This is a genomic window from Candidatus Aenigmatarchaeota archaeon (assembly GCA_016932615.1).
Classification (GTDB): Archaea; Aenigmatarchaeota; Aenigmatarchaeia; order QMZS01; family QMZS01; genus JAFGCN01.
The window spans coordinates 23,000-44,466 of sequence record JAFGCN010000018.1; the positions used below are offsets into that span (position 1 = coordinate 23,000).

26 protein-coding genes are annotated in these 21,467 nt (G+C 47.0%); 11 read left to right on the top strand and 15 right to left on the bottom strand.

From position 1 onward, the window contains the following. Positions 1–20 precede the first annotated feature (20 nt). The gene (locus tag JW727_04725; GenBank protein ID MBN2095326.1) at positions 21–938 is read left to right on the top strand and encodes an HIT domain-containing protein; all 918 of its coding nucleotides are present in this window, start codon (positions 21–23) and stop codon (positions 936–938) included. Between the two features lie 42 nt (positions 939–980). Then, positions 981–1,652 carry an HAD family hydrolase gene (locus JW727_04730; GenBank protein MBN2095327.1) on the top strand — a complete coding sequence of 224 codons (672 nt, stop codon included), beginning with the start codon at positions 981–983 and terminating at the stop codon, positions 1,650–1,652. 49 nt (positions 1,653–1,701) lie between these two features. Here JW727_04730 and JW727_04735 read toward each other — a convergent pair whose 3' ends face one another. Further along, positions 1,702–3,459, bottom strand: coding sequence for a histone deacetylase family protein (locus JW727_04735; protein MBN2095328.1), 1,758 nt, complete (start codon positions 3,457–3,459; stop codon positions 1,702–1,704). Between the two features lie 49 nt (positions 3,460–3,508). Beyond that, positions 3,509–4,792, bottom strand: a complete 1,284-nt coding sequence (locus JW727_04740; protein MBN2095329.1) for a hypothetical protein — start codon at positions 4,790–4,792, stop codon at positions 3,509–3,511. 123 nt (positions 4,793–4,915) lie between these two features. Between JW727_04740 and JW727_04745 the strand changes: the two genes are divergently transcribed. The 3 genes from JW727_04745 (at position 4,916) to JW727_04755 (ending at position 6,248) form a co-directional block, all read left to right on the top strand. Further along, a complete protein-coding gene (locus JW727_04745; GenBank protein MBN2095330.1) occupies positions 4,916–5,215 on the top strand; it encodes a 50S ribosomal protein L21e in 300 nt (99 codons plus the stop codon). A 102-nt stretch (positions 5,216–5,317) separates the two neighbouring features. Further along, positions 5,318–5,638 carry a hypothetical protein gene (locus JW727_04750; protein MBN2095331.1) on the top strand — a complete coding sequence of 107 codons (321 nt, stop codon included), beginning with the start codon at positions 5,318–5,320 and terminating at the stop codon, positions 5,636–5,638. A 79-nt stretch (positions 5,639–5,717) separates the two neighbouring features. Beyond that, a complete protein-coding gene (locus JW727_04755) occupies positions 5,718–6,248 on the top strand; it encodes a DUF655 domain-containing protein (protein MBN2095332.1) in 531 nt (176 codons plus the stop codon). A gap of 80 nt (positions 6,249–6,328) precedes the next feature. Here JW727_04755 and JW727_04760 read toward each other — a convergent pair whose 3' ends face one another. The 3 genes from JW727_04760 to lysS all read right to left on the bottom strand — a co-directional run bounded on the left by JW727_04760 (position 6,329) and on the right by lysS (position 9,969). Then, positions 6,329–7,948, bottom strand: coding sequence for a hypothetical protein (locus JW727_04760; protein ID MBN2095333.1), 1,620 nt, complete (start codon positions 7,946–7,948; stop codon positions 6,329–6,331). A 76-nt stretch (positions 7,949–8,024) separates the two neighbouring features. Next, entirely contained in the window at positions 8,025–8,387 is a 363-nt protein-coding gene (locus JW727_04765) for a hypothetical protein (protein MBN2095334.1), read from the bottom strand. Between the two features lie 43 nt (positions 8,388–8,430). Further along, a complete protein-coding gene (gene lysS / locus JW727_04770; GenBank protein ID MBN2095335.1) occupies positions 8,431–9,969 on the bottom strand; it encodes a lysine--tRNA ligase in 1,539 nt (512 codons plus the stop codon). A gap of 79 nt (positions 9,970–10,048) precedes the next feature. Between lysS and JW727_04775 the strand changes: the two genes are divergently transcribed. The 3 genes from JW727_04775 (at position 10,049) to JW727_04785 (ending at position 12,652) form a co-directional block, all read left to right on the top strand. Further along, positions 10,049–10,477, top strand: a complete 429-nt coding sequence (locus JW727_04775; protein MBN2095336.1) for a hypothetical protein — start codon at positions 10,049–10,051, stop codon at positions 10,475–10,477. 702 nt (positions 10,478–11,179) lie between these two features. Next, the gene (locus tag JW727_04780) at positions 11,180–11,422 is read left to right on the top strand and encodes a ferredoxin:thioredoxin reductase (protein ID MBN2095337.1); all 243 of its coding nucleotides are present in this window, start codon (positions 11,180–11,182) and stop codon (positions 11,420–11,422) included. A 27-nt stretch (positions 11,423–11,449) separates the two neighbouring features. Continuing rightward, positions 11,450–12,652 carry an aminopeptidase gene (locus JW727_04785; GenBank protein MBN2095338.1) on the top strand — a complete coding sequence of 401 codons (1,203 nt, stop codon included), beginning with the start codon at positions 11,450–11,452 and terminating at the stop codon, positions 12,650–12,652. A gap of 36 nt (positions 12,653–12,688) precedes the next feature. On the opposite strand, the gene JW727_04790 is transcribed toward JW727_04785, so the two are convergent. The 4 genes from JW727_04790 to JW727_04805 form a co-directional block, all read right to left on the bottom strand. Further along, positions 12,689–13,312, bottom strand: a complete 624-nt coding sequence (locus JW727_04790; GenBank protein MBN2095339.1) for a hypothetical protein — start codon at positions 13,310–13,312, stop codon at positions 12,689–12,691. A gap of 45 nt (positions 13,313–13,357) precedes the next feature. Beyond that, the gene (gene speB / locus JW727_04795) at positions 13,358–14,224 is read right to left on the bottom strand and encodes an agmatinase (GenBank protein ID MBN2095340.1); all 867 of its coding nucleotides are present in this window, start codon (positions 14,222–14,224) and stop codon (positions 13,358–13,360) included. Between the two features lie 68 nt (positions 14,225–14,292). Beyond that, on the bottom strand, positions 14,293–14,703 hold the full coding sequence (locus JW727_04800; GenBank protein MBN2095341.1) for a hypothetical protein: 411 nt from the start codon (positions 14,701–14,703) through the stop codon (positions 14,293–14,295). A gap of 17 nt (positions 14,704–14,720) precedes the next feature. Next, on the bottom strand, positions 14,721–14,987 hold the full coding sequence (locus JW727_04805; protein MBN2095342.1) for a 50S ribosomal protein L23: 267 nt from the start codon (positions 14,985–14,987) through the stop codon (positions 14,721–14,723). 78 nt (positions 14,988–15,065) lie between these two features. Between JW727_04805 and JW727_04810 the strand changes: the two genes are divergently transcribed. Together JW727_04810 and JW727_04815 are read left to right on the top strand one after the other, a co-directional pair. After that, positions 15,066–15,839, top strand: coding sequence for a hypothetical protein (locus JW727_04810; GenBank protein MBN2095343.1), 774 nt, complete (start codon positions 15,066–15,068; stop codon positions 15,837–15,839). After that, complete coding sequence (locus JW727_04815; protein ID MBN2095344.1) at positions 15,836–16,399, top strand: hypothetical protein; 564 nt, start codon at positions 15,836–15,838, stop codon at positions 16,397–16,399. The genes JW727_04810 and JW727_04815 overlap by 4 nt, the downstream gene beginning before the upstream one ends. A 3-nt stretch (positions 16,400–16,402) precedes the next feature. On the opposite strand, the gene JW727_04820 is transcribed toward JW727_04815, so the two are convergent. Beyond that, entirely contained in the window at positions 16,403–16,795 is a 393-nt protein-coding gene (locus JW727_04820) for a hypothetical protein (protein MBN2095345.1), read from the bottom strand. A 126-nt stretch (positions 16,796–16,921) separates the two neighbouring features. Here JW727_04820 and JW727_04825 point away from each other — a divergent pair, with 126 nt between their 5' ends. Beyond that, positions 16,922–17,728: a hypothetical protein gene (locus tag JW727_04825; GenBank protein ID MBN2095346.1), complete on the top strand. Its 807-nt coding sequence runs from the start codon at positions 16,922–16,924 to the stop codon at positions 17,726–17,728. A 28-nt stretch (positions 17,729–17,756) separates the two neighbouring features. On the opposite strand, the gene JW727_04830 is transcribed toward JW727_04825, so the two are convergent. The 5 genes from JW727_04830 to JW727_04850 all read right to left on the bottom strand — a co-directional run bounded on the left by JW727_04830 (position 17,757) and on the right by JW727_04850 (position 21,386). Continuing rightward, a complete protein-coding gene (locus JW727_04830) occupies positions 17,757–18,149 on the bottom strand; it encodes a hypothetical protein (GenBank protein ID MBN2095347.1) in 393 nt (130 codons plus the stop codon). Between the two features lie 69 nt (positions 18,150–18,218). Then, positions 18,219–19,016 carry a 50S ribosomal protein L4 gene (locus JW727_04835; protein MBN2095348.1) on the bottom strand — a complete coding sequence of 266 codons (798 nt, stop codon included), beginning with the start codon at positions 19,014–19,016 and terminating at the stop codon, positions 18,219–18,221. Between the two features lie 93 nt (positions 19,017–19,109). After that, the gene (locus JW727_04840) at positions 19,110–19,739 is read right to left on the bottom strand and encodes a hypothetical protein (protein ID MBN2095349.1); all 630 of its coding nucleotides are present in this window, start codon (positions 19,737–19,739) and stop codon (positions 19,110–19,112) included. A gap of 161 nt (positions 19,740–19,900) precedes the next feature. Next, positions 19,901–20,146, bottom strand: coding sequence for a hypothetical protein (locus tag JW727_04845; GenBank protein ID MBN2095350.1), 246 nt, complete (start codon positions 20,144–20,146; stop codon positions 19,901–19,903). Between the two features lie 847 nt (positions 20,147–20,993). Next, a complete protein-coding gene (locus JW727_04850) occupies positions 20,994–21,386 on the bottom strand; it encodes a hypothetical protein (GenBank protein MBN2095351.1) in 393 nt (130 codons plus the stop codon). Positions 21,387–21,467: the final 81 nt, after the last annotated feature.

Below are 21,467 nucleotides of genomic sequence, written 5' to 3' on the forward strand. Positions count from 1 at the left end.
AAATTCCGGAGAATCAATATATGGAGCAAAAGAGCATTTTGTTCGTCTGCACTGGAAACACTTTCCGAAGCGCGATTGCCGAGCAGTCATTCAGGAAGTATCTCAACGATAACAACATCCCAGGATGGAAGGTAGGTTCCGCAGGAATAATCGCAAGAAAAGATTCGATGGACCCAAAAACAGTAAGCTCACTTGAAATGCTTGGCGTCTCCAGCATCAAGCACAGGCAAAAAAAGCTGACCCGGAAGATGCTAAAGCGCCACGACATAATTGTCGCCATGGCTGAAAATCATGCAGAATTCATAAAGACAAAGCTCGGATTCAGCCGGGTTCTTCTATTTAATGAGCTGGCCACCAACAAAAAGACCTCTGTTCTGGACATTCAGGACGAGGTAAAGGATTACAGGACAAACCGCAGGGCGGTGGAAAGGAAAATCGAAAAGACGGCCTGCCACATTTTCAGAAACATTCCAAATCTTTTCAAAAACGCCTCCGAAAGGTACTACCTGTTTTCCGACTTTGTCGATGGGTACAAGACCCACCGAAACGGGTTTCCCTTCATACGACTCCACGAAACAAAAAACACGGTCTCGTTTATGTCCATAAACATCCCTTCAAAGGAGGACGGGCACATCCTGATTATTCCAAAGAAAAGATACCCCGACCTTTCGGAGATTCCAAAGAACGTCCTAAATGAGCTTTCCCTATCAATCCAGCAGATAGGCGCTGCCATAAGCAAAAACCATGGCGGCTACAACCTCCTCCTGAACAATGGCATAGAAGCCGGGCAGTGGATATACCACACACACTTCCACATCGTCCCAAGAAAATACAATGATGGGATAAAAATAGAAGTCTGGAAGCACCAGAACATTTCAATTAAAAAATTTATCTATTTGAACCGGCGGCTCAGGCGCCAAATTCAGTCTGCCGGATAAGCCCGGTAAAAACCCTCCTCCCCTATCCTAGCAATACATATTATGCTAAAGGTTATTGCTTTCGACTGGGATGATGTCATAACGCTTGGCGCCAAGGATGGTTATACCCGGTGCTACCATGAAACCCTGCAGGAACTTGGCGTAATCCTAAAACCCAAAGAAGAGAAAGCTCGGATTATGGCCAGATGGAGCGAGCCGCACAGGGAAAAATTCGGGAAGCTCCTGAAGGAAAATCCAACCCTACTGGATAAAGCTTGCAGAATATATGAAGAGAAGCTTCTTGGGGACACTTTTGTCAAAAACCTATCGTTAGTAAGTGGAGTAAACAAACTGCTCGAACGGCTCAGCAAAAAATACATACTTTGTGTTGCTACTGGCCAGCACCCGTACCTGCTGAAAAACAAGGTGATTCCTAAGTTTAGCATCCCAAATGTTTTCAGCCAGATTGTATCTTCCTACGAAATCAACGACCCCGACAAGCACAAGCCGCATCCACATATCCTGAACCTGATTATGGAAAAGCAGAAAGTCCTGCCCGAAGAGATGATTTTTGTTGGGGACGCAAAGGGAGATGTACAGGCCGCCCGTGCAGCCGGCGTCGAGCCAGTTGTCGTCCTGACCGGCCACCTTACAAAAAGCCAGGCAGAAGAGCTTGGCGTCAGGCATATAATACAAGACGTCACAAAGCTAGAGGCAGTCCTCCCGAAAATCTAAAATGGCCCTTAGTGTATGGCTTTTTCAAGGAATTACCCCCGACAGACCTCTATGCTGATTTACTCTCAGGCCCAGCCCCATAATATCCCTGCCATAGGCCGCTAAAGAAAGCCGCCGCATTTTCACCCAGAGAAACCGTATTGTACCCGCCCTCCTGAACAACAAGAGTAGGAATCCGAAGCGAGCCAATCAAAAGCCCAAGCTCCCGGAAATCTTTTGATTCAAACTTCCAGCTTCCGGTAGGGTCATTTTTCGAAGTGTCAAAACCCAAAGCCACCACCAGATGGTCTGGGGCAAACCGGGAAATCCTCTTCAATGCTTTTTCGAGAAAACCACGGTACTCTTCAAAAGACAGGTCTTCCTTCAGGGGAAAATTTAAGTTGTGCCCCTTACCCAGCCCTTCCCCTTTTTCCTCTGCAAAACCTGAAAAGTACGGGTAGGCAAAACTCGGGTGGCCGTGAAGGGAAATTGTCAGGACGTCTTTTCGGCCATAAAATATTACCTGCTGCCCGTTTCCGTGGTGGTAATCTATATCGAGAATTGCAACCTTTCCCGCCTTGCTAAGGTAATTTGCAGCAATTGCTGCTGAGTTAAGGTAACAAAACCCGCCAAAGGACTTTTTCTCCACATGGTGGCCTGGCGGCCTTGTCAGGGCATAAGCAAGCCCGCCATTAAGGTTCACCAGCTTCGCTCCAGTAAGGGCAGAATTAACCGCGCTTCTGGCTGCGATAAAAGCGTTGCGGTTTAGCGGGGTAAAAGTGTCTATGCAGTAATACCCTGCCCTTATGTCCAGGTCCTTTGGCTTTTTCACGCTGTTTCTTATAGGGAAGACATAGGGGTAAATTGATTTTTCGGGTGGAGTATCGATGCAAATCTTCTTGAGATACCGGAAGAACTCGGGAGAATGGACTTCGAGAATGTGCCTGTCGGAAAAAACTTCTCTAGGAAATTTCCTGAAAAGAGGCATCTTTTCAATAGACGCAAGTATGCTCCTAATCCTTACCGGAGACTCGACGTACCCCCTTTCAGGCACGTGATGGAGCTTATGGTCCTCGTTTACTATCAGGGCAATTTTCTTTCTCTCCGGGACCTGCTGGTGATAGTCCTTGGAAGGCGTGCTGTACTTGTAGCTCCTTAGCCGGACTGGATCTTCAGAGAATGAGGAGAGCACCATTTCATTGTACTTCGTGCCGCAGAGGTGCTCGTATTTTCTTTCAAGGATTCCCCTTACAACTTCCCTTGCGAAGTCCCTTGAAAGAGGCCTTCCGCTGTCCAGGTCATCATATACCAGGTAAGGGGGATTTTCCGGCTTTTTCGGGTTTACTGGAGTCTCATACTTAGTGCCTGCTATGGGCCTTGCGCCATACCTTTCATAAAACTTCAGGCGGGAAATATTCTGCCTCAGGATTTTAGGGTCAGAGCAAAGCTTAGGGTCATCCGGCAGGCACTCAAAAAAAAGCCCCTTGCAATTGCGTATTTTCGCCTCTTTTCTTATGACAGAATAAAGCGCGCCGCCGATCCCACGGCCGCCGTACTTCGGGTTTATTCCCATGAAGTCAAGGTAGCAAAAGCTGATTTTGGGAAAATAGGACAGGATTGCAAAGCCCCGAAGGTTTCCCCTTATTCCCTCCACGACAAAAAGTATGGACCTAAAACCGTACTTTTCGGGGTGATTTAGCGCAAGGGCAATCTCTTCGGCCTTCTCCTTCTCCAGAGGGAAAAGGGCAAGCATAAGCGCTCGAACATCCCCAATAATTTTCTTGCTCCGTTTTGAAGTGCCGTCATGGATTTTCCTTATCCTTATCATAACATAGACTGGAAGAGTTGGATATAATGTTTCGGGTGTTGCTAAAAACCTAAACAACCTTGACTTTCTCCCCGGCAAGCTCGGACAGGAGGGACTCAAGCTTCATGCGCTCGACAAGATGCTTTCTTGAGGCAATTTTTGAAAACTCACGTTTGTCCTCCTCCAAGACGCTCTTTTTCTCCTCCAGGTCTTTTATCTGGGCGTCCAGCCCATCAGTAACGACAGCTTTTCTGAGCCGCTCAATCTCACCTGAAATCTTCTTCTCGCAGCTTATTGTCTTCTGTAACTCTGCGGCAAGATTCATTACAGATTCGGCAGCCGAGGGCTTAACCTCAGCGGGCTTTTTCTTTTTCTTCTTTCCTGCGATTGCCTTAGAGGCAGCCGCCCGCTCTGCCTTCTTTAGAATCTGCTCATATGTGGGAAGTTGCGACAGGGATTCTCCGGGATTTCTGAAAAACTCATCCAGGGCGGCAAGGTCCGATTTCTTTACGTCCTTATGGCTATGAAGATAAACCCCCACAAGCTTTTCTGTCCCGGCGACCTGAATATTGAGTTCCTTAAGCTGCGCTTCCTTCTCCCTGGCTATTTCCTCAAGCTCATCCTTGAGCCGCTCGTAATGCATATAATCCTTGGACTTGTAAACCTTGTCTCTCCGGGAATAGGCCTCATCCAAACTCCCCGAAACCTCATTGAGCGCTGCTTCAACTTTTGAAAGCTTCTTTCTGGCGGTTTCCTCCTCCTCCCTTGCCGCGATAAGCTCCTTTGCAACGCTTCTTGCCTCCTCAAGCCGGCTTACCCAGGAATAGTCCTTTCGAAGGACCTCCTCATAAAACTTGATGTCTGTATAAAGGTCCTTAAGGTCATTCGTGATGTCCCGCATCTCGTCCTTGAAGGTTATGAGGATTATCTGGGCCTGCCTGGAGAAGCTGTTAAGCTTTTCAAAAGCATGGACAACCATGTCCCGGACTTTCTCCGGGTCATCCTGAACCTTTATATGCACAAGCGTGTCCTCAAGAAGCTTCTTTGAGGAAGTGCAGTAGTGCGCGCGGCTTGACCTCACTACCTCCGTAATGTCCCGGTTCGTTTCAAGCACAATTTTTTCTACATCTGCATCTTCGAGCTTTCCAAAGTCATCGATAAGAAGGTTAAGCCGGTGCGCAAACCTTGACTTGTGGTGGTCAAGCTTGTCCCTAAATCCCGCGATATCGCCTTCGGTTCGCTCAAGTACAAATTTATCGACCTCCTCAAGCCGGACCCTGCGCCCGCTGCCTGAGGGAATTGGCGCCTGCTCTTCTGGCTTATTCCTGGAAAAAAGCTTTTTCAGAAAGTCCATAATTATAGTGCCAGATATGGCTTATATAGTTTGGAAAATCGCTTTTGAAAAAGCCCCTGAAGTGAAAAAATACCGTCAGAAGCAATTATGTGGTCTTTTTAAGTTATTTTGCAAGAAGGTTTTATGGCACGATTAGGTCACGGCAAGATCAGCAAGGCAAGGAAAAAGCTGATCAGGCCAAAGGAGAAGAAGGGGATAACAAAATACCTTAAAGAGCTTGAAGTAGGCCAAAAAGCGGTCGTAAAGCTGGATTCCTCTTCCCAGAATTACCCTCACCCAAGGCACCAGGGGCTTATCGGCGAAATAGTCGAAAAAAGGGGAAGGGGCTATGTTTTGAAGGTAAGGGTTGGAAACAGCTACAAGAAGATAATCACCTCCCCCGAGCACTTAAAGGAAATTCAGGCGCAACAGGCCAAAAAATAGACGGGACTCTCTAAATCCATTTATAGGCAGACCTTCCTAGAACTGGGCTAAAATCCCACAAACGGCGGTAATTGGTTAATTTAAACTTATCTAAGGTAAATTATGATAATAAAGAATAAGGTTCCAATATCCAACGCGGAAGGGCTTAAGATTCTCTCCGACAAGATGAAAAAAAGAGAGTTGGCCGCCGAGCAGCAGCAGGCATACGATTTCCTCAAAGACACGGTAAAACTAAAGGAAAGCCAGGCAGCTAAGCTCAAGGGAGAATTGGCCGATTTCGGGCTTGCAGAGGAGGAAGTCCTGAATATCCTAAACATTCTTCCCTCAGACGAGACCCTCCTCAAGCTGATTCTAAAGGAGGAAAAAGACCAGAAAAAGGAAACCTTAAAGAAGATTTTGGACATTGTATCCAAGTACGCATAAGCACTATGGCAGGATTTTTGGCAGTTTTGTACAGAGTAATTCTGAAATATATACTTAATAGCCCGGGTAATATATGAATATGAGAGAGAGAAAAGTAATTGTTTTGGATTATCTTCCTAATGGATATCCCGGGATGAGAAAGATTGAGCCGATAGTGCAAAGCATCGGCTTCAGCCATTTTACGCTTCTTGAGCTTAGCACCGGAAATGACATAAAGCCGGGAGACACGCTTTCCCTGGAAGACCCGGAAAAGGTAACTGGAATCAGGAGAAAGCTTACTGAAAAAGAGCTTACAAACTATGCAAAGGGGCAGTTGGAAAAGGTAATCGCCGGGATTGTCAAGGAAAGAGAACCCGAATTCGTGACATTCTTCAACAAAGCCACTCGCTTATCTATACGGACACACCAGCTTGAGCTTCTTCCGGGCATCGGAAAAAAGCACATTCAGATAATACTTCGGGAAAGGAAAACCCCATTCAATTCATTTGAAGACATAAAAAAGAGGACCGGGATGACTGTGGAGATTGAAAAGCTAATAGCCAAGAGAATTGCAGATGAGCTTGCAGGAGACGAAAAAACATTCCTGTTTATACCCAAAAGGATGCCTTAAGCAAGCGGCTTGAAACTATCCAAAGGCAGGATTTTTAATTTGGCTGAACCTTCTGAAAATTAAATCTTATTCTTGCCTGATTATTCCCCGACTCCAGCGTCAGACATGAGCTTCTTTACCAGAACCCCATAAAAATCTGACCCCTCGGTTGCAAGATATGGGGTTGCGATTCTGTCAGCAAAGTTGTGCTCATAGGGGCCGTGGCGGTACATAACAAACGGAAAGCCAAAAACATCGGAAACCTTTTTCCAGCCGTTCTTTACGGGCGAAAAGTTAAGATAATTTTTCAGCTTTTCCCTCGCGGCGCTTGCTTTCCCGGCGGCGCCTTCTTTGTTTTCCTGCTCCTTCCATTTCTTGACTATGGCTTCAAGCTCCTTGTCAGAGGCCTTTCCTTCAGCATTCGAATATCCGATGAGCTGGTCGATATAATCATCAAACTCCTTCTGTATTGCCTTGAGCCGTATGAGAAGCACCATGAGCGTGTTCTGGCTGAAAAAATACATTTTCGGCGTAAAGGTGACGTCATCACATTCGCTGCCGTCCGGCAGCCGTATGATTGTCCTGTTATACTTGAGCCGGAGAAATGCATAGTAGAGGTCTGTCTTCTTGAATGAATCCGACTTCTTTAGCTCTTCTGCAGTTGAATTTGCCCATTCCTTAGTAATCCAGGGGTGAAGGCCCTTGAGCCCGATTCCATAGGTCTTGCCGCCGATTTTCACCTTTTCGGCAAGTACTATATTGTCTCTTACAAAATCGTCAAAGGGGTCTATGCCAAAGCCATCGGACCTCGAAACTTCCATGCTGCCCGTCCTTGCGTACATTCCCATCATCGACTGCCAGCCCCATACCTCAAAGTCATTGGAGGATATTGCCTGCGCGGGGGAATTAAATGTCCCAAAGGCCATTCCTAGTGCCCCGCCCCGCTCGCCTATGCTTTCCTTCAGCATCTTGTGCCTCGTAACAACAGGCCGGAGCCACTCCCGGTACTCCTTTATTGTCATCTCCCTCGAGTTCTTGAGCGCAAGAATCCTGTGGCAGCGGTTTCTCACCTCGCCTCCAAACATCTCCTTCCAGTTCAGGTAGAGCCGCTGCTTTGTCGAAAGTATCACCGCTTCAGCCCTTGAAACCCCAATCTCTTTTGAAATCTTATCAACATCAACGAGCCCTCTTGTCTCGGGCTTGTCGCCAAGCTTCAGGAAGTCTGAAACCATCGTGGGCCACCGTGCAATCATCGTCTTTATCGCATTGTTCCCTGTGCTGATGTCCACCTCATCCATGAAAGTTGCCCTGAGAGAGTGCTCGTCTCCTGTCTCAAGCATCTTCAAAAAGCCGGCGTATTTCCGGAAGTCGTGGGAAACAAGCTCAAAGTCAGCGACCGCCTGGGCAACAGATCCAAGCCCCTGCTTAATTTTTCCCTCCAGGTCCTCTTTCTGGCGGATAGTCAGGTTGTAATATCCCTGGTCAACCGGCGAAATGTCCAGAGTTTCATCGACCTTAACTTGCTTGTAGCCCTTATTGTCCAGAAAAGACATTAGCCCAATCCAGATGCCGCTCCCTTTGCCTTTTGTAAGCGTGAAATTGAAAACCTCATCCTGCCCAAGCGGCGGAACTGCGACAAGCTTTCCTAAAAATGGCTTCTGGTAGGTCGCCATCTCTGGAAGCATCCTGAATAAGGCATCATTGTCTCCGACGACGCTCATAAATATACTTGAATTATATCACTAAAAAACTCTATAGGAAAGAATATCCTCTCGCTCAGGCATAAATCACCAGTGGCTAAAACAAAAGCCAGTAGATCCCAAAAAAGGTAGAGAAAAGCCCCAGGAAGAATCCGAGCCAGAAAAAGCCCTCCGGCTGCCAGTCAGAGGAGGTCGGAAACTTGGTAAGCATGAAAAAGCCAAAGGCAAACAGGACAAATCCCACGAACTTTTTCAGTATCACCCAGAATCCAAAAAAGTGTACCAGTATAAGCGCCGTAAGCGCAATCGCCCCTATCGCAAATATTACCAGCCCCCATGCCTGCTGGTGGCCATGCTTCGGGTGTCCCTTGTACCCTTCAGAGAAGAAAACCTTGCCAAGGACGTAGAAAGCAAGAGTCAGAAGAAGCGCAACAAGGATGCCTACAAGGTTCTCCCACATAATTATCTAAGCTATTATATCCTTGTTTTAATTGAAACCGATTTTACTGGCACTCGGAAAGTTCCCTTAGCCGCTCGACAACCTTTTCCCGACCAAGTATCAGGACAAGGACTCCAAACCGGGGACCCCGGTCCTTGCCTATCAGGGTGCGGTATAGGAAAGTAAACATTTCTTTTGGCTTGAGGCCCGCGGACTTTATCGTCTCGTAAGTGACGTTCAAAATCTCTTCTTCCCCGTCAAGCCCGATTATGTTTTCGGCGATTTGCTTCAGGAGAAGCTTTTGCGGCTCGTCAAGAGAAACCGGCTCCTCAATAAGCGAAAGCTGCATGTCTTTAGGCGCGTAGTTTTCAAGCCAGAATCTCGCCTTGTCCATGCGAGAAAGTGCCCTGCCCAGGTCTGAGAAGTCTGCCTGGCTGTCTTTCTGCTTCAGGAGCGCTTCTGCCTGGTCCTGAAGCTTGTCTGGGGAGACTGTCTGGAGTAAGTTTACCAGCTCAGAAAACGAAATCCGCACAGGGCAGCGCTCGTAGTTTTCAAGCCGGCTAAGCTCGTACCTCCTCTTGGTTTCGTCTTCTGACTCTGCAAGGCCATAGTGCCCCTTTTCGGCGCAGTCAAAGGAGTCATAGATTGAATAAATATCCGTGTCAAAAGGCACGAAAACCGCCTTTTTGAGCCGCTGTGTGTACATGAACCGCACAACTTCCGGCTCGTAAATCTCAAGAAGCGTGGTGAGAGTTGCCACATTTCCCTTGGACTTGCTCATCTTCTCCTCCTGCCCCTTAAGGTAGATAAACTCGTACATTGTGCCGACAGGCGGCTCGTAGCCAAAAACTTCCTTCGAGATGAGAGTGCCTGTGTCCCAGGAGCCGCCCGATGCCATGTGGTCTTTCCCTGCGCTCTCGAAATCAACTCCAAAATAAGCCCACCTAGAAGGCCAGTCCACCCTCCACTTGAGCTTTACAATTCCAACCTTCCTGAAGTCAATCTTGTTTGAAAACCCGCACTCGCAGGAATATTCTATTTCATATCCTCCGGGGTATTTTACCTTAGTGTTGTCTTTTCCGCACTTTTCGCAGTAAACGGTGACTGGGAGCCATTCAGGCGTCAGGACTTCAGCCCTTGCGGCATTAAGAACCTTCTTTATCTCCTCGGTCTTTTCAAGCGCAGTCTTTATGTTCTCGGCAAACTTGCACTTTCCATAAAGCTCCGCTGCAGAAATAAACTCTGTCTCGACTCCGATTAGTTTTAGCTCCTTTACAAGGCCCTCCTTGTAGTGGTCAGCGTACGTCTTGTGGCAGCCAAAAGGGTCAGGAACCCTTGAGACAGGAAGGCCCAGATGCGCCCCAAAGCTTTCAGGCACGCCGCTTGGAACCTTTCTAAACCTGTCAAAATCATCCCACACATACTGGAAAGTGGACTTTCTTCCAAGGTCCAAAAGCGCCCTATGCACAAAATACTGAGTCATTATCTCCCTTGCATTTCCTATGTGAACTATCCCTGAGGGAGTAATCCCGCTCTCTACGACAAAACGGTCTTTCTGGCGGGTTTCGGTTATTTCCTTTGCAAAACTGTCTGCCCAGTGCATAATTAAACAGCTTTTGAAAAATAAAGCCAAGTTGCCTTCACAGCTTAAGTATAAATACTCCTGAAATGTAGTAACTGTTATGGGAAAAAGCAAAGGCAGTTATTGGGTGGAAGTTGGACACCGATTCGACAGAGAGCCGGAATCTGTCCGCAAAATATCCTCTGCAAAAGGTCCCCTACAACTGAATCTTTATCAGATACCCCCCTCCTTGAAGGAGGCAAACAAAATACTCCGGGGGGAAAATGGCAGAGGGGCAGGGACCCATTTGGGGACAAGATACCGAATAGAGTGGACAGGAAATGGTCCCGCGTCTGCTGTGCATGGATATATCCTTGACGGTAGCGGCGAACCTTATCCCGCAATAGAGTTAACTCTCCCAAAAACAACCCTTGGACCCAACAATCTTGCCACCGTCGGGCGGGCGCTTTTTGATATGGATGGGCGGTTGAGAGACCATATTGAACAGACACAAGTTTACAGAGGAAATAAACTACCCTCTGCCTTTTAAGAAATCATCTATTTTTATGGGCCCGTAGCTCAGTCCGTATCCCTTTCTTTCCAAAAGAAAGGTCTAAGGGTCACCCCAAAGAAAGGGTTTCCCTTGGCTAATTTGGTCAGGAGAATAGGATACGGGAGCAATTTGGATAGAGCGCTTGGCTTCGGTTGAGCCCTTTTCTCGCGAGAAAAGGTTTCAATCCCAAAAGAGGCATATTCCTGCTTCGCAGAAAGAATGCCTCAGGGGAAGGACTTGTTCAGCCAAAATGCCTGCATTCGTCCAGAAGTATCAGAAGGTACCAGGAGGTCGGGGGTTCAAAGTCAGGCTTTCTTTCTAAAGAAAGAACGCCCGACACCTCTAAGAAAGAACTCTTCTTGGAGAAGATGAAAATCCTCCCGGGCTCATTTTTTTAAAAAATTTGACATATGCCAGATTCCTTCAGAACGACAATTTGAGAGTGGGTTTTTCTTTGGGGTTGTCAGCCCTTTCTTTTTAGTGAAACTCCCGGAAAAGAAAGGTATGACCCCGGGCTTATATTTTAAAAACTGCAACCGAGGAAAACACACAAAAATACCCCTTAAGCAGTTTTCTTCTGGGGTTGTTAGACCTTTTCTTTTTCTAAAGAAAGGGGCTGACTTTTAAGCTTTTAATCCTGAATTATCTATGAAAAAGGAGGCAAAGGACCAATCAACCGAGGAAAAGGTCGCCCAATTGATGAAAAATTATGAAGCTTATGCTGACGAGGAGGGAATCCGGCTCAACCCAAACAAGGTAATCGTCGAGGCGGTAATCCGGCGGCTCGTCCATAACGAAAATATTTACGGCTGCGCCTATTGCCCCTGCCGGAAAGTCACCGGAAAAAAGGCGGAAGACAAGAAAATTATCTGCCCCTGCATATTTCACAGGGACGAAATCCGGGAAAAAGGCCATTGCCACTGCATGCTGTTTGTAAGGTGATTTAAAAACATTTTTGCAGATTAAGGTATGGCTTACCAACCGCCCCAAAAAATTCTAGACAAATACGCTGATTTATTGGTAAATTTTGCGCTGGGTGGAGGAAAAGGTGTAAAGCCGGGGGAAGTAGTATTCCTTCAGGTGCCTGAATGCGCTAAGCCCATGCTTGCCCCACTTCAGAGGGCGGTCCTCAAGGCAAAAGCGCATGCGATAATCCAGTACCTGCCTGAAGGCATTTCGAGGGATTTTTTTGAGATAGGAAGCGAAAAGCAGTTCACATATTTCCCAAAAAAATTTATGAAGTCGCGAGTCGATACAATAGACCACAACATAAGCATTATTTCTGAAACAAATCCGCATGAGCTTGAGGGAATAAACCCGAAAAAGATAATGGCCCGGCAGAATGCCTGGAAACCGTACCTGGACTGGATTAACGAAAAGGAAAACAAAAAGAAATTCACCTGGACTCTTGCACTCTATGGTACAGAAGGCATGGCAAAGGAGGCTAAAATGACCCTTAAGGAGTATTGGGCGGAGATCATAAAAGCATGCTACCTTGACAATCCAAATCCAATAAAGAAATGGAAGGAAATCTCGGCAGAGGTCAACAGAATAAAAAGCAAGCTGGATAAGCTCAAGATAAAAAAAGTCAGAGTCGAGGCCAGAGGAACAGACCTGACCATTGGAATCGGAAAAAAGCGCAAGTGGTGTGGCTGCGAAGGAAGAAACATTCCAAGCTTCGAGATCTATACAAGCCCCGACTGCAGAGACATAAACGGACACATATCCTTCAATGTTCCGCTTTACAGATTTGGAAATCTCATTAAAGATATCCAGCTCGACATTGAACACGGGAAAATCGTAAGGGCAAAAGCAAAGCAAGGAGAAAAATTCCTGAAAGAAATGATAAAAACGCCTGGAGGAGACCACATCGGAGAGTTTTCCATGACTGACAAGAGACTTTCAAGAATCACAAAATATATGGCAACCACCCTATTTGACGAAAATGTTGGAGGAAAATTTGGGAATTCTCACTTAGCTCTTGGAAAATCCCTATGGAACACCTATGACGGCGACCTGTCAAAAACCTCTAAAGGTGCGCTAATGAAGCTTGGCTTCAATGATTCCCCAATTCACGTAGACATCTTCAACACAGAAAACAGAAAAGTCACCGCAACGCTCGAAGGTGGAAAAGAAGTCGTAATTTACAAAGACGGAAAATTCCAAGTCTGACCCTTGTATAAAACTCGCCGACGAGTTTATTGATTCTTATTTGTATAGGGTTTCTGCCCAGGCCTTCGCAAGCTCTTTACTTCCCATTTGAAAAGGGTAGTTAAGCCCTTCAAGCTCTTTTATCAATGCCTGCATCCCGTGAGGCCGGACAGGCATCAGCATTGTTTCAAGTTCCTCTGGCTCTTTCATGCGCTTCATCACGAGATAGTGCAGGTAAAATTCTGCAAATTCCTTTTTGGAAAGGGGCGTTGAGGAGTAAACCTTCGAGGCAATAAGCTCGACAAAAAACTGCTTCATAATCTTGAGGTACCCGTGCTTTGCCGCCCGAAGGTCAGCAAAAAAATCCTGAACCTGCGGCACCAGGCGCGGGCAGTCTATCCTTTCCTGGATTTCCTTATTCACGCCTTCCTTTTCGTTCAGCAAAAGAAAGATAAACCGCACAAAGTAGCCCCGGAAAAGCTGGCGGTTTTTCACCTTTTCGTTTTCTGGGTTTACGAAAATCTCCATGTCCTTTCCGGTGTCTCCTTTCAGGAACTCGACCTTGCAGCTTTGGGTTATAATTATTCTCTCGAATCTTAGCGGGTAATCTAATTTTGTAATAAGGTCGGCAATCTCTTGCTTAAGAGACTCGTCGTCCATCTCAAAAACAAGATGGGTCATAATATTCTTCTTCTGGTAATCTTAAGTGTTTAATCGCTCGTGTAGCTACTCCCGCCTGCAAAAAATATAGCTTAGGAAAGCATATACCAGCTTTGCTGCCAGGAAATCGGGCGCCTTGTTCTGAGGATTTGGCGAAAGCTCAACAAGGTCAAACCCCACAATTTCTTTTTCCTCGGCGAGCCGCTTTAAGAACTTAAGAACTTGGTACCACTGGAGCCCGCCCGGCTCGGGAGAGCCCGTCGAAGGCATGATTCCTGTGTCAAAAACGTCCAAATCAATTGTCACATAGACCTTCTGCCCTGCGGACCTGACTGCCTCTTCAATCCAGCTCTCAGTATTCCAGAGGTCTTTGGCGTAGAAGATTTTTCCGGTTTCCGTTTTTTCGAGTTCCGTGTCATCCATGCTCCGGATTCCAACCTGAACAATATCTGCAACTTCCCTTGCCCTTGCCATCACGCTGGCGTGGCTTAAGGGATCTTCATTGTATTCGTCCCTCAGGTCCGTGTGGGCGTCAAGCTGGACAACCGTCAGGACGCCCTGTTTTGCGTGAGCCCTTATCGCGCCGATGCTCACGGTGTGCTCGCCTCCAAGAATCACAGTAAACTTGCCCTTTGAAGAAAGCCGCGCCACTTCAGCTTCAACTGTTTCCACAAGCTCTTTTGAACTATCCGCACCAATCGGCTCGGCTGTATAAATTCCCTTTTCACAAACTGAAAAATCCGTCTCGATGTCGTAAAGCTCCATGTACTGGGAGGCCTTGATTATCGCCTCAGGACCTTTTTCAGAGCCCTCTGTCCAGCCCCGAAGCCAAAAGCTGGTCTTATCAAACGGAACGGGAAGAATTACAATCTTGGCTTTTTCCAGCTCAGAATATTCTCCGGTAAGCCCTGCAAAGTTGAGTTTTTCTTCCATAATAATAGCGCCTAGGAAAGCTCAAAAAAAGAGTAAAACTCAATGAGGATGCAGTAAGCACAGTACTGCTAGAACTGAATTTTTCTGGCAGTACCTAGAACCAAGTCTCTCATTGGACATATCTGACAATCCGAATTTTCAGATAGATACTTTATTTGTTTATCCCTAATCTCCATAACATCTCCTGTTTCCAAGGGCAAAACTCCCGTGTGTTTTAATTGATTAAACAGATTGTACGTTGCTCCACAGGAATCGCAAATATCCCCCCTCCATTTGAGGTAACTAACTTCGGCAATCTCTTTAGCAAAACTTGCGGTATCTAATCCGCCTAATCCTGAAGCATCACACCACCTCTCATAGGTATCACCGGGAAGTAATTTTAGATTAAGCGCCTGCCGCTCCAGAATTCTTTCTGGGGTCTTCTTGCCCGGCCTTCCGCACATCACAGGTTCGCCATCGCCAGAATATTCAAAAACCATAATCGCACCTCAAAAACCTAAATTACGCCAAGCTTAACGGCAATATCTCCTGCAGGGCTTTCTGGCTTCAATTTAACGATTGCCTTCTTGCTCCCTGTCCGGTCAATAAGCGTGTTAACCTTTTCCACTTTGACCTTGAATTCCTCTTCAAAGGCCTGCTTTACCACCATCCGGGGCGTTTTAAGGACTTTCAGCTTGAAAATCAGCTTGTTTTCGCTCTCTATGAGCCGAACCGCCTTTTCGCTCGTAACCGGATGCTCCACTAGCTCCCAAAATGATACCATAAGATAAATAGCAAAAGATTAAAAGGGTCTAAAAGGCAAAAAATTCGCCCCTCTTGTATATTATAGCAGATATGTATTATGGCTGATTCCTCAGCAAAAGGAGCATATTCTGGATACTCTGAAAATAAAGGTGCGAAGGCACGGTCGGCAGGCAATGTCAATCCCCCCGTTGGCTTTGACCCAAATTACTTCAGGCAGACCTCCAAAGGAGATGCTAATAACCCGGAGGCAAAAAAAGCCGCCGAGGAATTATACGAGGCGCTTCCCCCAGCAATCCAAAACTATCTTGCCCGGGAGCAGGCGGCAACTTCAAGAGCAAACTACGGCCCACCCACAAACCACAAAATCATGTCTGGTGTAGATGCGGCATATATGAAGCAGGGCTCAAAAAGCCCAGTTAACTATGCCGCCACTCCTGGAAAATCGCCGGGGCAGATGCAGGTCGCGCCAAATTATGATAGCAAAATGGCGCAGCAGCTGGGCCCGGGCAAGGGGCCAAATCCTCAGATGCCCGTCCCCCCAAGCCCCGGACGAATGCTGGCTTCCATGTTTATCCCCTTAATCCCCTCAGCACTTGTTTACAAAGCCGGATTCAACATAGCCCAGTCAGCATTCCCTGGATTGGCATACTCTAGTCTACCCTATATTGGGAGTCTAGGAGGACCCGGAGGACTCGCCCTGGGAATCGGCATGGCCTACGGACTAACCAAGGTATCTGGAGCAGTTTTCAAGGGCGCAAGCAAAGTCGTCCAGAAAGTGTACCAGAAAAAAGACAAGCTGAATAAGGGCTACGAAGCCCTTCAAAAGCCAGGCGCCGCGCCGGCAGGCCCGATGCCTGCAAGAGGAATATGACCGAAGGAGAAATCAAGGCAGGAGGAAAAACAATCCTGGAAAATGTGCAGGGTGCGTACCGACAGGAAAAATCAGCTCCACCTGTAGTGAATCGGGCAGGAATGGCGCAATACAACTCCTCAATTGCTTCGCCCTACCTGGCAAACACAGCCCCATACTCTGCTTTCCCCCCACCAGGCGCAAAGCCCGCCCAGCTATCCAAAAAAGCGCAGCTTGGAGTTTACCTTGCAATCGGAGCGCCAATTACATATTGGATTGGCGCAAAAATCGCCCAAAAAAGCGAACCTGTGGCAGAATACCTGCAGGAACATGGAGGTGTTCTTGGAAGGGATTGGATTGGGCTCGAGCCGCTAGCCATTGGAATCCCGACAATCCTTGGGCTTTACCTTGCAACAGATAAAATCGTCGAGCGCCTTAGGCCAACTGCAGAAAAAATTGCAAAAGGCCCTGCAAAAAAGCTTGTAGACGGATACAAAAAGCTGGAAGACCGCGCGGCAGATTCCCTTTTGGCCGCAGATTCCATAGTGCAAAAGGCCAAAAAAGCGCAGGAAAGGAGATAAATACTACTCAAGAATTTTTCTGAGCCGTCCCGCTTTTCCCTCGCTAAGCTTCTTGTCGATCTCACCGGAAAGAATTTCAAAAAATTTCATCTGCCCATCTATGAATTCTTCAGCTGCCTTCAACCCTTCCTTATCGTCTTTTGCGCATTTCTTTAGTGCCTTTTTAACCTCAGCAAAATATTCTATCCATGTCTCTGAAACCCCTTTTGCAACCTTCAGCCGCTCAAGATCTCCCTCTCGCTCTGCCTCGTCAATCGCCCTCAAAAGAACAGTAACCTGCTCGTTATACCTGCCTTCTGTTTCCTTGAGAAGCTGGTCAAAATCAATCTGAATGGGAGAAAAATCCTCCATTGGGCACGAGGTCTTCCTTGAAGCCCTCTTTTTACAGGCAGCCATAACTTTCCTAAGGAAATATATATTCAAGACAGGTAAAGCTTGTTCGCAGATCCTTGCTTTCCTGCAAACCTCCCCAAACCACTCTGACAAACCAAAACCGCTTAAGTACTCCCGCCAGCTAATATTATGGAAAGCCCGCCCAAAAAGGGAACTCCTGGCAATATTCAGGATATAACTGGGCCATATATCGCTTCTTTAGCTTTACCGCAAGGAAAATACACTTCAACTGCAGCCGCTCCGCCCACAGGCGCAAGCTATAATTCTTCCGGGAGCTCCGCAACTTCCGGAAACACAATTGTAAACAATACCATGGCTCAGTATGAAAACGCCACTGGCAAAACTGCAGTTCCTGTTTCTGCTTCCGGACAGTATAACGGCGCTCATGCTCCAGGAAGCAGGCAAAGCATAGTTTCAGGCGTTAATGGCACATATTCTTCGGGAGGAATTCAAAGCCCCGTTGCAGGGCGTCCGGGCGCGCCTGCTTACGATAGTGGTATGGCTTCCCAGTTAAAAGCGAACCCTCAGGTTCCAGGAAGAAGGTCTCCAGCGAGCAGTGGAACCCAAATGGCAGGAACTGCACTAAAAACCTTTCTTCCGGTAGGGCTTGGGCTAATGGCTTCTTCTGCCTGGTACGGAATTGCAATTAAGGGCTCCTATGCAGCATCCAAGGATGCAGCCACCTCGCCCCAGTTTGCCGAATTTATGAGCCAGCACAGCTGGTTTGCCCCTGCACCCCTTATTGCAGGAACCGTAGCGATATACCTTGGCTCAAGGGTTTCAGGCCGGATTTTCAAAGGGGTCATGAAATATTCCTCAGGCATTATGAAAAAAATAGAAAACAAAAAAGCCGCCAGAGAGCTTGAAGCGGGCTATGAGCGGCTTGCAAAGGCCGCGGCACTTCCCGTCACTCCAAAAGCAGCCCCAATTTCCTAAAAATTAAGAGCCCATAAAGCATTACGGCTTATTCCAGAACTGCCCTGAATCGTCCTGTACTGAGATCATGAAGCTTTTTGTCTATCTCACCTGAAAGTATTCTGAAAAAATGAACCTGCTCGTCAATAAAGCTGTTTACAACACTTATGCCTTCCCTATCTTTTCCCGCCATATCCTTCGCTCCGCTTTTCAGCGCCTCAAAATATTTTATCCAGGACTCCGCAATCGACTTTGAAATCTGAAGCTTTTCCCTGTTGCCCTCACGTTCCGCCTCCTCGATGAACCTGAGAAGAATTGTTACCTGCCCGTCATATTTTTCCTGGGCAAGGCGCACAAATTTTTCAGAATCGACCTCGACAAACTTTTCCGAGTTTTTAGCAGGTTTTTTCCTGCAAGCCGCTCTTTTTACCAAAGCGCCCATAATATTTGCTAAATCGATATACTTAATAGCCGCCCTGCACAGACTGCAATCAAAAAAATCCCATTCAAATTACTTCCACTTGCCGACCTGCTCTATTGCGGACTTTGTCCACACGGTCAGCCGGCCCGCATGCGCTCCTGGAGCCAAAAGCTCGGCGTTAAGCTGGTCAACGGTTGAAATATCAAGCCCCGCAATGTTTCTTGCAGCTTTCTGAAGCTCGCATTTCTTTGAGACAATCACCAAAGGGCCTTTTTTCTTCTTGTACCGCCTTCCCCTCATTGTTCCGATTCCCTGCCGGACCTTTTTTTCCTTTGACCTCTCAAGCTCCTCAACCAAGCCCAGGGAAACCAGAGCGCCATAAGCATCCTTGGTTTTGTCAATCTGCTCAAAATCATCGACAAGCACAAGAGGAATTTCCTTAAGGGCTTCAACCTTGTGGCCCCTTTTAAGAACAATATCCTTATTGGCGGAAGCTGCAATCGCGGACATGATGGCAAGCTTTTTCTCTTTCTTGTTCAGGTCCTTGCTCCAGTCCTTCTCAGCTACAGGCGGGTGGCATTCCCTGCCCTTTACTGCCTGAGGCACAAATCTTGCGACAAACAGGAGCGGGCCTTCGCCGTGGATTCTCGACATTCTTGCCATCTCCCTTTTCGCCATCTTTGCCCTCCCGTAAACATGGGAAGAGCCGTGGTAGTGGGCAGAAGTCCTCTTTCCTGCCAAAGGGTCAGCTCCATAACGTTTCCTCTTGTTTGACTGCTGTGAAACTACTACTTTTCTTATAAGGTCTGCCCTAAGAGGAGTTTTGAACACCTCTCCAAGCTTTACTGTCCCTACTTTCTCGCCCTTTAGCGAATAAACATTAGCCATAAACTACCTAGATAAAAATTAAAATAGGTGTATTGTGTTGATGAAAATAGAGAAATAGAGTTATTTTAGTGCCAGCCCACATAATCCAAACCTCTATATCCTAAAACCTAAAGGTAGTACTCTTTTTGCAGGAGGTGGTCTTATGCCAGTTCTTTCCAGAACAACACTTGCTTTGATGGGACGACCTATCAGAGAAAGACCTCGCTTCGCCCTCTCTTCCTCTTCCATAGCTCCCGTAAAGACTTCCTGTCCAAACTCTGGCTGCCTTATCTCACCACCAGAATACCTTAAGTCAAGCTTAAACCTACCCTCAGGGGTCCTGCTTCTTCCAACTACATCAAACCTAAGCAAAACATCGCGGTATTTAAGATATATCTCCTTTCCCATATCGCCCCGATACAAAAGATTACCTCCACTCAAAAAAGCCCCCTCCAGCTTGCTTGCCGGGTCTGAGCCAAGAATATGCCTCATTGCGGGGTCATCCCCACGGTAGTCGGACTCACCAAAAGCATAGTAAAAAGCCCTTTCAACCAACCCTGGATTATGCCCCGATTCATTGGAAGGGACAGTAACCTGTACTTCATACCGACCCGGGCGATATATCCACCCTTTGCCTTTTAGGTAATCATATTTCCCAGGGGGGCGCCTTTTTTTCAGGGAAGGGGGAGGATCATAACCATTATATGTATCAAACGCTTCTGTTGGAGCAGGTATCATCAGCATCCAGCACCGTATCCTGACATAATAAACTACTTGGATAAAAAATAAAATACACAATCGGGCAGAACCCGGGGGCATCCCAACTCCAATAACACAAGCAACCACACCAGTTATAACAATTAAAGTGAACCACCCTCATGTCAAGAACACGGAGAGTTCAAGGATTAGAATAGGCGTCTTCCGAAAAAAGCTACTGACGTCAGTCCATTAAGCCAGTTGGAAGCGCACCTGCACCCTCCAACAGTGGTATCTGTTAGGCCAAAAAACAGGGGAAAGGCAAAAACCGAAACTCCGGAAAGGGCTAAAATAGTACCCATAGTAATTCTTGTAAGCCCCCTGCCCAATTGATATACCGGGTTTTTTGGGAGTGGCCTGACAAGCTCAAAAAGCCGCCTTATATGCTCAAACATAATCTTCACCAGATAATTGGTTTACCATTCAGGGCTTAAATACTTTTCTTAGAACGGCAATAGTCGATAATCTGGGAATTCTGCCTATTTCCAGGTCTTGTCCAGCCCGGTTACGATCCCAAGTGTTGCGGAAATTCCCCCATAAAATCCGCTGTGCTCGCATCCATAATTGACGATATCCCAAAATGTTGCCGTTTGGTCCATCGCGGCCTCAACAGCGCAGAGGACTCCAAATGATGCAAGCCCTACCGGGAGGGCATATCTAGTGAACTTAAGATCCCACTGCTGATCTTCATCCAGGTCATGAAACTTTGGAATTCGGGAGCCAATTTCCCCGGCAGCTCATTTCTGGGCGTTCCTGCCCCATAGAGAGAGGTACTCCTCCACAAGTCAAGCCCATGTCGCAACTTATCAGTAATGTATGCTTCCCCCATAAATAGCAAATGGCTTATTTTTAAACAAAATTGAGCTTAAGTTATGCGGGGGTCGCCAAGTCTGGTCTCATCCCTTTCTTAAAAGAAAGGTCTTACAACCCCAAAGAACGGGATACCAGAAAAAGGTGCAAGGCTTAGGTGTCTTACCGGCACCTGCAGGTGCAATGCCCAGGAGCTTGGCTGAGAAACCTTGTGGGTAAATCTTTTTCTTTGGAAAAGAAAAAGCTTTAATCCAAAAAGAAATAAGATTCCACAATAGTCCCTACGTGAGTTCGAATGAAGCTTTTTCTCGCAAGAAAAAGCTCCAGGACCAAAAAGAGGCAGTTTCACCGCTTCGCGGATAAAACTTGCCGAATTGGTTTACGAAAGTCTCACCCCCCGCATTATCTTTTAAGCCCTGCCAAGTACTGTAACTATTCAATTGTTTCGTTCGGGCTCGGAACCGCCGGAATCCAGACGCACTTGTTCTGACGGCACTTAATCTCAGTCTCCTTCGGCCCGGTTCCGCACTGATAGCTGCACTCCGCGCATTCCTCCCGATATTCAAGAACAGACTCTTCCAAGCGGGTAATGTTTGCATCAAGACTAACCAGGGTGTGGCAGCCAAAGGGGCAGCCAAATGAAGCAACGCTACAGTCAGAATCGCTCTGGCAGTGATTTTCCTCGCCCAGAAGCGCAAATAGATCATCCTGGCGGCCCTGGCAGGCGGTTTGTGACACCTGCCCCGCAAAGTGCCCAATCAAGAATATAGCGCCAACCGCCATAAGAAAGACAAAAGAAACCGCAAAAAACACCTTTTTGCCCATAATTCTCTTACCGCAGGATATAATTACCATTCGGTGCCTTATTGCCCCTAATAGATAGGTCAGAAGAAACCTAGCTTTAAT